At 38.5% G+C, this 14,304-nt stretch carries 16 protein-coding genes; 5 read left to right on the plus strand and 11 right to left on the minus strand.

The genetic code is table 11. The features are described from left to right. Positions 1-8: 8 nt before the first annotated feature. From ACESSZ_RS11640 to pdxR, 3 genes are all read right to left on the minus strand, one after another. Positions 9-1,379, minus strand: coding sequence for an MATE family efflux transporter (locus ACESSZ_RS11640; protein ID WP_040013882.1), 1,371 nt, complete (start codon positions 1,377-1,379; stop codon positions 9-11). Between the two features lie 185 nt (positions 1,380-1,564). Beyond that, entirely contained in the window at positions 1,565-2,236 is a 672-nt protein-coding gene (locus ACESSZ_RS11645; RefSeq protein WP_008688903.1) for an MgtC/SapB family protein, read from the minus strand. A 279-nt stretch (positions 2,237-2,515) separates the two neighbouring features. Then, on the minus strand, positions 2,516-3,883 hold the full coding sequence (gene pdxR, locus ACESSZ_RS11650) for a MocR-like pyridoxine biosynthesis transcription factor PdxR (RefSeq protein WP_008978990.1): 1,368 nt from the start codon (positions 3,881-3,883) through the stop codon (positions 2,516-2,518). Positions 3,884-4,002: 119 nt separating this feature from the next. Between pdxR and ACESSZ_RS11655 the strand changes: the two genes are divergently transcribed. Continuing rightward, on the plus strand, positions 4,003-4,518 hold the full coding sequence (locus ACESSZ_RS11655) for an ECF transporter S component (RefSeq protein WP_008688908.1): 516 nt from the start codon (positions 4,003-4,005) through the stop codon (positions 4,516-4,518). 5 nt (positions 4,519-4,523) lie between these two features. After that, on the plus strand, positions 4,524-5,018 hold the full coding sequence (locus ACESSZ_RS11660) for an ECF transporter S component (protein WP_321192997.1): 495 nt from the start codon (positions 4,524-4,526) through the stop codon (positions 5,016-5,018). A 72-nt stretch (positions 5,019-5,090) separates the two neighbouring features. On the opposite strand, the gene ACESSZ_RS11665 is transcribed toward ACESSZ_RS11660, so the two are convergent. The 8 genes from ACESSZ_RS11665 to ACESSZ_RS11700 form a co-directional block, all read right to left on the minus strand. Next, complete coding sequence (locus tag ACESSZ_RS11665; RefSeq protein WP_117547326.1) at positions 5,091-5,666, minus strand: DNA-3-methyladenine glycosylase I; 576 nt, start codon at positions 5,664-5,666, stop codon at positions 5,091-5,093. A gap of 170 nt (positions 5,667-5,836) precedes the next feature. Further along, positions 5,837-6,145 (minus strand): (Fe-S)-binding protein, encoded by a 309-nt coding sequence (locus tag ACESSZ_RS11670; protein WP_008688911.1) that lies wholly within the window; start codon positions 6,143-6,145, stop codon positions 5,837-5,839. Between the two features lie 15 nt (positions 6,146-6,160). Next, on the minus strand, positions 6,161-6,325 hold the full coding sequence (locus ACESSZ_RS11675) for a hypothetical protein (RefSeq protein ID WP_008978987.1): 165 nt from the start codon (positions 6,323-6,325) through the stop codon (positions 6,161-6,163). Positions 6,326-6,328: 3 nt separating this feature from the next. Next, positions 6,329-6,910, minus strand: coding sequence for an electron transport complex protein RnfA (locus ACESSZ_RS11680; RefSeq protein WP_008688912.1), 582 nt, complete (start codon positions 6,908-6,910; stop codon positions 6,329-6,331). A gap of 3 nt (positions 6,911-6,913) precedes the next feature. Continuing rightward, positions 6,914-7,573 carry an electron transport complex subunit RsxE gene (rsxE, locus tag ACESSZ_RS11685; RefSeq protein WP_008688913.1) on the minus strand — a complete coding sequence of 220 codons (660 nt, stop codon included), beginning with the start codon at positions 7,571-7,573 and terminating at the stop codon, positions 6,914-6,916. Positions 7,574-7,587: 14 nt separating this feature from the next. Continuing rightward, positions 7,588-8,106 carry an FMN-binding protein gene (locus ACESSZ_RS11690; protein WP_008688914.1) on the minus strand — a complete coding sequence of 173 codons (519 nt, stop codon included), beginning with the start codon at positions 8,104-8,106 and terminating at the stop codon, positions 7,588-7,590. A gap of 11 nt (positions 8,107-8,117) precedes the next feature. Further along, the gene (locus ACESSZ_RS11695) at positions 8,118-9,626 is read right to left on the minus strand and encodes an RnfABCDGE type electron transport complex subunit D (protein WP_008688915.1); all 1,509 of its coding nucleotides are present in this window, start codon (positions 9,624-9,626) and stop codon (positions 8,118-8,120) included. Between the two features lie 13 nt (positions 9,627-9,639). Next, on the minus strand, positions 9,640-10,932 hold the full coding sequence (locus ACESSZ_RS11700; protein ID WP_008688916.1) for an RnfC family protein: 1,293 nt from the start codon (positions 10,930-10,932) through the stop codon (positions 9,640-9,642). 345 nt (positions 10,933-11,277) lie between these two features. Here ACESSZ_RS11700 and ACESSZ_RS11705 point away from each other — a divergent pair, with 345 nt between their 5' ends. From ACESSZ_RS11705 to ACESSZ_RS11715, 3 genes are all read left to right on the plus strand, one after another. Then, positions 11,278-11,571, plus strand: coding sequence for a hypothetical protein (locus tag ACESSZ_RS11705; RefSeq protein ID WP_008688917.1), 294 nt, complete (start codon positions 11,278-11,280; stop codon positions 11,569-11,571). A gap of 516 nt (positions 11,572-12,087) precedes the next feature. Further along, complete coding sequence (locus ACESSZ_RS11710) at positions 12,088-13,209, plus strand: FAD:protein FMN transferase (protein WP_008688920.1); 1,122 nt, start codon at positions 12,088-12,090, stop codon at positions 13,207-13,209. A gap of 128 nt (positions 13,210-13,337) precedes the next feature. Next, positions 13,338-14,222, plus strand: coding sequence for a fructose bisphosphate aldolase (locus ACESSZ_RS11715; protein ID WP_008688921.1), 885 nt, complete (start codon positions 13,338-13,340; stop codon positions 14,220-14,222). Positions 14,223-14,304 lie beyond the last annotated feature (82 nt).

The raw sequence follows: 14,304 nt of genomic DNA on the forward strand, positions 1-14,304 counted from the left end.
TCACAATCTTATGCCGCTTCCCAATTGCGAGAAAGAATCGGATCCGTTTTGCGAATACGCAGATAGAGCAAGTAGGCCACGATAGCTGCTGTAGTTTCGGCAAGAATGAAACATACCCAAATACCATATAAACCAAACCAATTCGCAAAAAGGAAAGCTAATGGCAAGGTGATGATCAATTGACGCAATAAGAAGATAATCAATGATTGTAAGCCTAATCCCATAGCCTGAAACAAGGTTGGTAAAATAAAACCGAAGGTTGCCGGTATAAAACTGATACCGATGATACGTAAGGCAGGAACACCGATATTCATCATTTCCGCATTGGCATCAAACAAACCTAATAGTTGGGTTGGGAAGATTTCAAAGAGCAGACAGCCGCATAGCATGATGATTCCGGTCACTGAAATAGCATATTTCAACGCTTCATGCAGACGTTGATGATACCCTGCTCCATAATTGTACCCCATCAATGGCATAGCCCCTTGCGTTAAGCCACTTGCCGGCATGAATACAAAGGTTTGCAGCTTGAAATAAATACCAAACACAGCAACAGCAGCATTAGAGAAACCAATCAATATCGTATTTAATCCCATCACCAAAAAGCTATTCAATGCATTCATGCACGCATTTGGAACACCTACAGCCAAGATCTTTTTGATACAATCCATATGGAAATGGAAATGCTTCACATCGACTTTGACATCATGTTCTCTGCTTAATAACACAAAAAATGACATTGCCATAGAAGTAATCTGGGCAATGACGGTAGCAATCGCTGCCCCTTGAACGCCCAATGCCGGAAAACCAAACCAGCCAAAGATCATGATTGGGTCTAAAATGATATTGATAATAGCCCCAATTGCCTGAATCGCCATAGGAAAGATCATCTTTCCGGTAGATTGAAATACCTTTTCAATACAAATATGGAAGAAACAGCCAAAACAAAAGAAGACACAAATATATGTATACGCACAGGCTTCCTCATAAATTAAGGCATCGCTTGTAAACATCTTAAAAAAGGCCGGTATACCAAAAATACCCAATAGGATAAACAACAACGATCCTACCAATGCCAGTAACAAGCCATGCAGCACAGCGCTGTTTGCCTCATCCTGTTTCTTTTCTCCCAACTTTCTGGCAATATATGAATTTACACCGACACCAATACCTACCGCACAGGCAATGATAAGGGTCTGGATAGGAAAGGCTAAAGATACCGCGGTAAGGGCATGCTCACCGATTTGCGCCACAAACATACTATCCACAATGTTATATAAGGCTTGGATCAGCATGCTGAGCATGGGTGGAAAGGCCATGGACATCAATAATGGAAATACGGGACGTATGCCCATTTTATTAGTTTCTTGTACTTGCATATAAAACACCTGCTTTCTCATAAAAAAGCCTCCATACGACTGATTTAGTTACATGAAATCAGTGAAAAATGGAGGCTGTTAAAACCTATGAACTTGTTTGTATATGATGATTCTCATCACAACCTTGCTTATTTTACTATACTCTTTGCAAAATGGCAAGATTTATTTCAAATGAACGCTAGGAATCATACATCCAGTTCTTTGATATAGCTAATTTCCTGAAACAGCTTCATCAAGACATCCGCATCATAATTTTTAGGATAATTTACCACAAAATCTACATGATAACAATCATCCTTCTCCTCGACCTTAGCATTCAATATTTCCATATGCAGTTGTTGCAAACGCTTCTGCAAGTCTTCAATATTTTTTTTATCCTTTTCAATCACAAAACATACATCATCTTTATAAGTCTCACGCAGCCATTTATGATTGGAATGCAACGTAATTTGAATTAACAAGATTACAAAAGCGGTTAGGATTCCCAATAGATATAAGCCACTTCCAATCGCCATACCGATAGCACTGATTGCCCATATGCCAGCTGCAGTCGTAAGTCCGGAAATGGTATTTTTACGCATAAAAATCATCCCGGCACCTAAAAAGCCTACCCCGGTGACAATTTGTGCCGCGATACGCGATGGATCTAAAGCAACGCCTTCTTTTCCTAACAGATCGCCAAAGCCATACTTCGATACAATCATAATCAAAGCGGCTCCCATGGCGACGATCATATGTGTACGAATGCCTGCTTCTTTATTACGGCTTTTGCGTTCATAGCCAATCATCGCCCCACATACACCGGCTAATAAAATACGTAGTAGAAATTCGCCTTGTTGCCATAAAAATGCCTGCATAGAAATACCTCCTTTTCCTTATCTTATCACTATATTATACACCTATTTCCATAGAAAAAGGAACGCTTGTTGTTATAAATTTGCATACACGTGAGTTAATTTATGATAGATGCATTCAGTTGTCAATAATAAACTTATGATTGTATCCATACCGTTATCTTACAACGTTACACATTCATTTATTATATCTAGTTCCACCGCTGTTTCGTAAACCTTCCTTGTTTATTTGGCATTTACTTCTTCAATCCCCCCTATTTTACAATATGCATGTAATCAAACCTATATCGCATTCTCATGCAAAAGCTGACGCAATCGATAGATCCCCTCATCCATATCTTTTTCCGCAATAGCCGCAAAGGAAATCACAAGTTCTTGACAGGAATTTATATTAAAAGCTATCCCTTTTTTTTCACCCTCGACAAGAATTTCTGCATAGTTCAACTCATAAGGAAAGCGTAGCACATATTGTAAGGAAGCTTCTTCTAATATACAACTAGCCTCTGGTAAGTAGGTATGCAGTAAGTCTAACATATGCTGACTTTTCTTTTCATACCTTTTTTTTAATCGTCTGATATGGCGTTCCAAATGACCATCCGTGATATAACGTGCCAATGCCAATTGTTCAATTTTACTGGACGTCGGCGCATAATTGTCTTTTCTGCTAATATAACGCTGTTTGATATCTTGTGTCATAACCAGATAACTGATACGTAACGATGGCAAAAGCAAACGTGAAAACGAGCCGATATAAAATATACGCTCTCCCATATCAAAACCTTGCATTGCACTTGTTACCTTGGTTGCGTAACGTAATTCTCCATTATGATCATCCTCAATGATGAATGCGTTTGCCTGTTTTGCCCAACGCAATAGCTCCTCCTTATTCTTTTTAGATAACGGCTGATGATTTTTTCCCAATGACCCCGCATTTATATACAATACCTGTACATGATGCTTACGCAATTCTGCAATGGAGATCCCATCTTCCTCCAAGGATAAATACACAATTGGAAAACCATAGCTTTTAAATACTTCTTCAGCCTGGGAAAAGCCACTCTTCTCCATACCGACGATCATCTGTTTATCAAGCAAGCCACATAACAAAAATAATAAAGATTGAAAACTGGCACCGATCAAGATAGCATCCACATCACATAAGACTCCTCGCATAGAATATGCATATTTTTGTAAAGCTTCGCGCAGTGAAACTTCGCCTTGTGCATCACCATATGTCGTAATCACCTGATGCAATTCCAAAACTTCTTTCAGATATTTTTTCCATAAAGTCATATCAAAAGCATCATGATCCATGCTTTGACTACGAAAGTCATACCGTATACGATAGGCAGGATTCCTTTGAACATTTTGTAATAAAGATAATCGCATACGCACATGTTCTTCATCTACATCCACATAATATCCAGCTTGCGGTCTGGAACTGATATAGCCTTCATCTAATAATAATTGATAAGCTCGCTCAACACTTGTTTTCGATACTTTAAACAATTGCTCACAGCTACGTATGCTAGGCAAACGATCTCCCTTTTTCAGATAACCCTGCATAATATCCTTTCGCAATTTCAAATAGATTTGTTTATATAAAGCCATTCCTTTTTGTCGTTCAAATGTGCTTGTTTGCATTTCCATATATATCACCCATTTTAGTATAACATGAACTGACCTTTATTTTTTATGTATTTTTGTCTATTTTTATCATGACAGATTTTTGTTAGAATACTGACAAGTAAGAAAGAGGGGTATATTATATGAACAAAAAAACATTAACAACGCAGCAAATTGTATTATATGCATTAGGTATGGCCATCGTCTTTGTTTCCACGATGTTTATTAAGATACCTAATGGGATTGATGGTTATTTTAATTTAGGTGATGGATTCATCTTGTTATTTTCTAGTATTGTTTCACCGCTTGGCGGCTTCTTGATCGGTGGATTAGGCAGTGCTTTAGCAGATGTTGCAGGTGGGTATGCATATTATTTCATTCCTACTTTATTAATCAAAGGATTGGAAGGCTGTATGGTTGCTTACTTGTTCCAAAAGTATGGTAACAAAATAAAATGGATTGCTTATTTCCTTGGATGTATGATCATGGTTATTGGTTATTTTTTCGCAAAATGGTATTTAAAAGGAAGTATGATTATCGCTTTGAGTGGCATAGCCGAAAATATTTTACAGAGTGGTGTCGGTTACGTGATTGCCATCGTTGCCTTACCACTGATACAGCGCCAATTCTATCGCCAACGGAAATTAAAGAAAGCGTAATGATCATGGATAATAAGAAAGTAAAAGAACTGGTATTGGCGGCATTAGGTATCGCTTTGGTCTTTCTGGCTACCTATTTGATAAAAGTGCCGAATGGTATTCAGGGATATTTCAATCTTGGAGATGGTTTCATCTTATTATTTTCATCCTTATTAAATCCTTTTTATGCCTTTCTTATAGGTGGTATTGGAAGTGGTTTGGCGGATATTGCCGGAGGTTATGGTATTTATTTCATTCCCACACTTTTTATCAAAGGAATAGAGGCTGTACTGGTATCCCTGTTGCTTCACAAGGTCACAAAACCACTCTTACGCTATGGTATATATGCATTGGCCGGCATATGGATGGTCATAGGCTATTTTATGGCAGATGCTTTTATAAATGATAGTTGGCAATTATCACTCACCGGTGTGCCTAGCAATATCATACAGGCTATCGTTGGCATTGTCATCGTTATGGTTACCTTACCACTATTAAAATCCTATCAGATAAATACCTAACTAAAAGAGATGTTCTTATGGAATGATCTATCCCTGTCTACTTGACAGGGGGCAAATCAAAGAACATCTTTTTTAGTTATTGCTATCATCCACATGTAAGAAACATCCTTTGTGATGATCATGAACAACACCGACAGCCTGCAAATACGAATAGATGATCGTGCTGCCGACAAACTTCATCCCACGCTTCTTCAAATCTTTAGAAATGCTATCAGATAAAGGAGTTGTGACCGGCATTTCTTTATCTTGCAAGTATTGTACCTGATGATTGGTAAATCCCCATAAATACTCTGAAAACGTACCATATTCTTTCTGTATCGCTAAAAACACCTTAGCATTTTGAATTGCTGCACAAATCTTGCGACGATTTCTCACAATGTCTTTATTCTGCATCAATTCTGTTATTTTATCTTCATCATAAGCTGCTATGCAAGCTACATCAAAATAATCAAAAGCTTTTCTAAAATGTTCGCGTTTTTTTAGAATCGTAAGCCACGATAATCCTGCCTGAAACCCTTCTAATATCAGCATTTCAAATAATTTTTGATCCTCATAAACGGGAACGCCCCATTCGTTATCATGATAGTTTTGATAGATAGCTTCTGCATTTTCTGCCCACGTACAACGATGAATGGTTTCCTTATCCAATCTGCATCACCTTTCTTTCTCTCATTTTATCAAAAGTCATAAAGAAGGGAAAGCTCTTTTTAATCTTTATAACAGCCTCATAAAACCACATGTTTTAAATACTATCATGCACCATTGTTGTCTAAAAAAAGATAACCTATCCGTTAAGATAGATTATCTCATTGTTACCTTTATGGTTTCACCTTGACACAATTGCCGTCAGGTCCTGGTGTTGTGTTTAAGTATTCTGCAATGGCTGCCTTCTGATCAGCTTTACATGGTTTACATGTACCAACCACAGTAATTTCACCATTTACCAAAGCCTCGGCAAGACCACTACATCCAGCATAACCGCAACTTCCACAGTTGTAGTTAGGCAGCATGCTGCTGACCTTTTCTACGCGTTCATCTACTTCAACACTCAAAAATCTATCTGCGATTCCAAGTCCCAAACCAAGAATTGCACCAAGTACCAACATCATTAAAACAGCTGTTAACATGGTTATTCCCCTTTCCTATTTATCATGCGCAGGGTTGTTGCAGCAGGCTACATCATGGCAGCCTTCACACTCTGCTTTTAAGTTTTCACAGCCTTTAGGAAGCGGTGTTTTATGATTCAAATAGAAAACTAATGCATAAATACCTCCTAAAATAGCTAAGTAAATAACTGCGCTCGCCATATGCTATACCAGACCCATCAAGCCACTGAAAGCCAAAGCCATAATGGCAGCTACAATCAGGGCAATCGGGTTACCTTTCCAGGAAAGCGGTGTATCACAGGCATCCAGACGTTCACGAATGGTAGAGAAAATATACAATACCAATGTAAAGCCTAAAGGAATGGCAATGGAATATGTCAGCATTTCAGCGAAGTTATATCCATTGGTAATATTATTTAAGGTAACATTCAATACGACACAGTTTGTCGTAATCAAAGGCAGATAGACACCTAATGCCTTGTATAAGGAAGGACTCGTCTTCTTAATGATCATTTCAACCAACTGTACTAAAGCTGCGATAACCAGAATGAAGGTAATCAGATCCATATATTGTAAACCACATTTATCTAATACGCCGTAATATAACGCATACGTAACCAAGGAAGCCGCGACGATAACGAAAGTAACGGCAGCCCCCATACCAATAGCTGAACTACTTTTTTTGGATACCCCCATGAATGGGCACATACCTAAAAACTGATTCAGCACAACGTTGTTAATCAAAACAAACGTTACGAACATGACGAATAAATTACTCCAATCCATAAATTATTTCGCCTCCTTTTCCAGTTTTTTAGCTTTGTTCTCTTTATGTGCCTTATAAGCTGCCAATCCAGCCGCCAAGCAGGCAAATGTACAGAAAGCCCCAAATGGCTGAGAGAACATGGAAATGGCAAAATCATCTGGGATGATACGCAGAGTGAAGATATTCTGCGCCGCATTAAATGGGTTATCAAAAGAAATCACACCTGTAGCTAAAATCTGACGAATGGCAGACATGATGATGATAGAAACCGTATAGCCAAGTCCCATACCTAAACCATCTAACGCAGAATCTAATACCTTATTCTTGCTGGCAAATGCCTCAGCACGACCTAAGATAATACAGTTTACAACGATCAGTGGAATAAATACTCCAAGTGCGGTATCCAGACTTGGTGCATATGCTTTAATCAGCATCTGAATAACTTTAACTAAAGTCGCGATGATAACGATATACACTGGGATACGAATTTCTGATGGTGTAATGTTACGAATCAAGGAAATAATGACATTGGACATGATCAATACGGCAATAACAGCTACTCCCATACCAATGGCATTGTTCAACGTTGTCGTAATAGCTAATGTAGAGCATAAACCTAAATACAATGAGAAAACAGGATTTTCACGGATGAAACCTGCTGTAAAATTTTCTTTACGATTCATTCTTCATCCACCTCCTATTTCAAATGGTCAGCCTGATATTTGGCTGCTTCCTTAATACCTTCAATGACCGGTTTACTTGAAACAGTTGCACCGGTAATGGTATCTTCATCAATTTCGCTGCCAAGAGCATCAGCACCCTGCAGTTTTTCACGGAATGGTTTTTCTGTAACCTTGCTTCCCAGTCCCTGGGTATCGCCGTTTGATATAGCCACATAATCAACAACCTTACCATCCTTATCTAACGCGACAAGGAAGGAAGTACCATCTTTATAACCGGTAACCTTCATTTTGAAGATATATCCTTTTCCTTCTACTTTAAAGACTTTCTGAATCGTCTTAGAAACATTTTCTTTTTCAACAACGAACGCACTGTCAGGAACATCATCATAGATAACCTTTAAGGTATCGCGTTCTGCTTTCAGTTCATTTTCCGCGATGACTGGAACTGTCATAGAGTTGGCAAATCCTAAAGCTCCTCCGGCTAATGCAGCAATCAGAGCTAGGAATACCGTAAGATGTAAAATTTTCTTCATACGATTACCTCCTAGTAGCCCAGAGCCTTACGCACTTCTTCAACTGCACGGACAGTTGATTTTGATGAGAACGTAGCTCCTGTAACTGCATCATTAACTTCTACTTCTATATTGTCACTTAATTTCTGCTCTTTAAATTGTGATAAGAATGCTTCATTTAAAATCTTATCACCGACATATTCCGTATCAACTACCTCTGTAGGTGTCACAGATACGATCGTATGATCTTTGGTGTTTACCACAATATCAAATTTATTAAATTTTGATGCATCTTCGGTAGACGCATATCCCTGTGCTTCCACCTTATAAGTCGCAGTGCCATCACCATTGTCTTTGGTAGCCGTAATCTTAGCTTCAAATTTATTCACATCTTTATCTTCAGTTTTTAAGAATACCTTAGGTGCCGGTTCTTTCGCCTCAATGACATTTCCAGCTAATAAGACGCTTCCTAAACCAACCACGCCAACAACACCGCTGATGATCCATGCCTTTTTACGTAAAGCCAATTGCTTGCCTTCCAGACTCTTTTCGATCATTGGTGTTAACATGTTCATTAATAAGATAGAATATAAACATCCTTCTGGTAAATTCGCCTTAATACGAATTAATACCGTAAAGATTGCAGCACCTAACGCAAAGATACAACGTCCCTGCGCACTGGTTGGTGAAGTAACCGGATCCGTCAACATGAAGATAGCCCCAAAGACGACACCACCAGTTAACACATGTACTAACGGATACCAAATGAAACCAGGCAATCCTTCATAACTACCTACCCCACGCAATAATGCGACGCAAGCAGTCAAGAGGAAGATACTTCCCAGATATACCACAGGTACACGCCAGTCGATCACTTTACGAATTGCCAAAATGACACCAACTAATAAAATAACCAATGCACTTGTTTCACCGATGGCCCCAGGATACCAACCGGTAAATAATTTACCTAAGCCACCGACTTCACTCATCATTTCCTGAATCATCTCAGGATTAACAACAAGCCAGTTATAATTGGTCGCAATTAATGTCGTTGGTGTTGCACCTGTTACAACATCCGTGGTCGCTCCCATAAAAGTCGCAAACACGATAGCTCTACCAAAAGCTGCCGGATTAAAAATATTGTTACCGAAGCCGCCGAATAACAGCTTGCCAAAGAAAATGGCAATAAATGTCGAAACTCCTAAGGCATATGGACGAATACTGATCGGACACATCAATGTCAAAATGATCGCGGTAATCCATCCAAAAGAAGAACCTAAGAATTGCTTGATATAAGCAAAATCAAACTTAGCATCTTTCTTGGTAAAGAATGCAAAGGCAATCTCTGTTACTAAGGCTACCACTAAGGAAACAACCATTAGTTTCACTGCCTGTAAAGCATATTCCATACCATAAACACTGTTATAATAAACTAGGGAAAAGCCGAAGACAACCAGCAGTCCCAGCATCAACTCTAACATGATCTGTTTGGTACTCTGACTCTGACGTAAGTTAGGCGATGCGTTAAACGTAAATTTCATCTCTTTACCCTCCTTACTTCTTCGCCATCATAAGCTGGCGTTTTGCTTTCCGTACGTTTTCTGTTACATCCAAGCGAGATGGACAGATGAAGGTACATAAACCGCATTCGATACAATCCATCGCACATAGTTTTTCCATGGCATTTTTATCCTTTGTCTTAACCGCTTGGGCAATACGCACTGGCTGTAAACCTGCCGGGCAATGATCACTACACTTTCCACAACGCAAACATGCCACACTGTCATATGGTTTATTTGCCAAAATCGTAATAGCGTTCATATTGCGATCGATCACAAACTTATCATTAACGATCGTTTTTCCCATCATTGGACCACCAGCAATCAGTTTCACATCATCACATGTATAACCACCGCAAGCTTCAACAATTTCATTCACTGGAACACCAACCGGTACGGTTACATTCTGTGGATGTTTGATAGCATTACCAGACACTGTCAATGTCTTTGTGATAATGGCTTCCCCATGCAACAAGGCATTACCGAAAGCAATTGCGGTTGTGGCATTGTTGACGATAGCGCCAACTTCACCAGGCAATTTTTCATATTCCTTATGCATAATTTCACGCACTAACACGCGTTCCCAGCCCATAGGATATACATCTGGAACAGCAACAACACTCACACCATCCAAACCTTTTACAGCTTCCTCACAAAAAGAAATCAAATCCGGATGTGTTTTCTTAATGGCAATTACGGCTTCCTTTGCCATCGCCATTTTCTTCATTGCCAGAATTCCTGTCACCAGTTCTTCTTTGTGCGCCTGTATCATCTTATAATCTGCTGTAATGAATGGCTCACATTCCACAGCATTAATGATCAGTTTTTCAACATCCTTCGCAAATTTGTATTTGATGTAAGCAGGGAATCCTGCCCCACCAAGTCCAATAATACCAGCATTCATCATGAAATCGATTAAAGCTGTACGATCCGCTGTTTCATAATCCAACGGTTCAAAGGACTGTTCTTTTTTGTACTCTCCATCATTTTCAATCACCAGATGATTCACCGGTTTTAATGAAGAATGCATACGTTTCTCAATACCCTTCATAGTACCGGAAACACTTGAATAAATAGGAACAACATTACGTTCATTGCATACAGCAAGCTTTGTACCTACTAAGACTTTATCGCCTTCCTGTACAAGCATTTCCAGATTGGTGCTGGCACCGGACAGCATGGGAATGTATACACAATTTCCAGCCTTAATTTCCAGAATGTCAACATGCTCTGTCAACTCTTTGTGACCCTGTATGTGCTGACGCATTGGACCTTTAAACAATGACATCATCGTCACCTAACCTTTCTTTAAGCCTTTCCTAATTTTCTATGTAAATTCAGATAATTCATCTAAATCACATACCGAGATTATTATAACATTTTCAAATAGGTACATAAAGAAATTTTTCGTTTTTTTCATCGGATTCCTGATGTTTCCAGCTGATGGAATATAGTGTGAATTCCTTCCTCTGGTTATGGCAGTACATTTATAAGATCACCACCCATGTATTAATTAAAAGCAATCTTAGAAAACGCTTCTTATCATTTCGTTCTTTTTATCTCCTATAAAAGTATTGCCTGTTTGTTTATTTCGTTTTACAATTATCTTATATTATGAAAGAGGATGACGTTTATGAAACTGCAAAACGTATTTCAAGATACGATCGTATTAGGCTTTGTTGTACCTTTGGCAATTACCCCCTTAGGCTTGATTTACTTGAATGATCATGGTGTGTGGAATATCACCATCAATTGGAAAAACAGCAATTGTGTCAATAAAACGATCACAGCCGCTCAATTGTTAGAGCTCTTCCAACAGCATGCATCTTGTTATGCAAATCAAAAAGAACATTTTGAAGAAAAGCGACAACAGATGATGGAGAAAATAAAAATGCTCGACGCTTCTACCGTCATTGAATTCGCATAACGCCAAAAAAGCAAGGCATCATTAAATAACAGAGAGTATGAAAATCATCCATACAATTTCGGATGATTTTCATACTTTTTTATTATTTATTCATTTCGCAGTTATCTTAGAATTTCGTTTTTATGATTTTTACACAACACCTACTGTCATAACAAAAGAAACGCTTTTCCTGTCCTTTGCATACGTTATTCTTTTCTTAAATTCCTTCATCTTATCTTAAAAATCCAATATCTTGGGCCTTGGTACACATGTTCATTTCATAAAACATTTCCTTTCATCAAATGATTCCTCAAATAATCAAAACATCTCTAATAATTAGCTAATCCCCGCATCTTCTGACGTCATCGCGGCATACGCATTTCCTCATTTGCAATGAGTCCATCTTCTGTTTTGAAATGAAGCGATATTATACACATTTTTATCCCTAATGGCTTATTTTAAGGATGCTAACAAAGGAAGCTTGCTTTTAGTGGATAATACCAAATGATAATGGTATAATAACTCTCGGTGATAAGAATGAGAAAAATCCAATTATGCTTATGCTGCCTGTTAACAATCCTGATCAGTAATGGATGCAGCAGTAAAAAAGATACTGTAACACTAGAAAAATATTCCATGACTTCTACAAGCTTAGGCTTTGATACGGTAGTCATGTTTACAGCCTATGCAAAAGATGAACATACGTATAAACAATATGAGCAGATTCTTCAAGATGAATTCAAACGCTATGATAAGCTATTTGATAAATATCATAATTATGATGGCATTAACAATATTAAGACAATCAATGATCATGCCGGTGACAAGCCGATCAAGGTAGACGAACCTATTATGGAGCTGTTAAAACAATCAAAAGAATACGATGCCCTTAGCAATCATCAGTTTTCCGTTACGATGGGAGCTGTCTTAGATTTATGGCACGATGCGCGCGAAGCCGCTGAAAAAAATCCAAAAAACGCAACCATCCCTTCTAAGAAAGCCTTGCAACAGGCAAACACCTATACGGGATGGGAACATGTTGAACTGGATGAAAAAGCAAGCACAGTCTATATTAACAATTCACATACACAGCTTGATGTTGGCGCAATTGCAAAAGGATATGCTGTTGAAAAAGTAGCACAAAAGCTAGAAAAAGCCGGTTTAAAGCATGCCATCATCAATGGCGGTGGCAATGTTCGCTTAATTGGCGCAAAACCAGATGGAAGTGCCTGGAATGTTGGCCTGCAAATCCCCAATTATGATACTTTATCGAGCGATTCTTTAGCATCTATTTCCATTAATGAATCTTCATCTTTTGTGACTAGCGGTGATTATCAACGCTATTATACATACAAAGGACAAATCATGCATCATATTATTGACCCTAGTACGCTTATGCCTGCAAAACATTGCCGCAGTGTAACTGTTATCACCAAGGATGGTGGTATTGCCGACATGTTATCGACGACCCTATATACGGTATCTCATGCAGAAGGCGAAAAAATTTTGGCAAAGATTCGTAAAGAAAAAGGCATTTCTGTTGAAGCCATTTGGGTTTATGACGATACCATTGCCCCTGAAGATGATACAGCAACCTTATCTTCTCATGGATATCAGCTAGTAATGAGTGAAGGTGCTGAAAAGATGTTGAAAAAATAGCATGCGTTCAATTTATCATACAAATGGAAAAGTGACTATTTGATACATTCCTTTTTATTTGCGGAAAACGTGGTACAATAATAGTATAAAGAAAACGTTTAAAAAAACGTTTGAAGGAGGTGTGAATGATGAAAGATGAAAGAGTCATTCAAATGCATTCACACAAAGGGTTTATCGCTGCACTTGATCAAAGCGGCGGAAGTACACCAAAAGCCCTTCGTTTATATGGCGTCGATGCATCACAATACCACAGTGATGAAGAAATGTTTAATTGTATTCACGCTATGCGTACACGTATCATGACTTCTCCAGCTTTTACGAATGCTCATATCTTAGCTGCCATCCTTTTTGAAAATACGATGGATCGTCAAATTGAAGGGAAGTATACGGCAGATTATTTATGGGAAGAAAAGCATATCTTGCCAATCCTTAAGGTTGATAAAGGATTGCAAACAGAAAGTGATGGCGTTCAACTAATGAAGCCAATTCCTAATTTAGAAGAATTACTGCAACGGGCAAAACAACGTCATATCTTCGGCACTAAGATGCGAAGTGTCATCCATCACGCGAATGCAGATGGTATTCAAAGAATCGTTGAACAGCAATTCGCCTTAGGCAAACAAATTGCCGCACATGGTTTTATCCCTATTTTAGAACCGGAAGTTGATATTTATAGCGAAGATAAGGCAGCCTGTGAAAAACGTTTAAAAGAAGAGATTAAAAAGCAATTGTTAACTTTGGATAATGAACAAATCATGTTTAAATTAACATTGCCAAGTCAAGATGATTTCTATAAAGATTTATTAACGGATACGCATATTGTGCGAATTGTGGCCTTATCCGGTGGTTACAGCCGTGAACAAGCGAATGCATTATTGGCAAAAAATCATGGTATCATAGCAAGCTTTTCCAGAGCCTTAACACAAGGTCTGCAGATTACCCAAACCCAAGAAGCGTTTGACGCTTTATTAAAAGCTTCCATTGTTTCCATTTATGAGGCAAGTATAACTTAGATTTAAAATCGAGTAGGGTGAAATAAATCACCCTCTCACACCACCGTACGTACGGTTCCGTATACGGCGGTTCGTTTTAATT

Origin of the sequence: Eubacterium sp. 3_1_31 (genome assembly GCF_964249515.1) — a bacterium.
GTDB lineage: Bacteria > Bacillota_I > Bacilli_A > Erysipelotrichales > Erysipelotrichaceae > Longicatena > Longicatena caecimuris.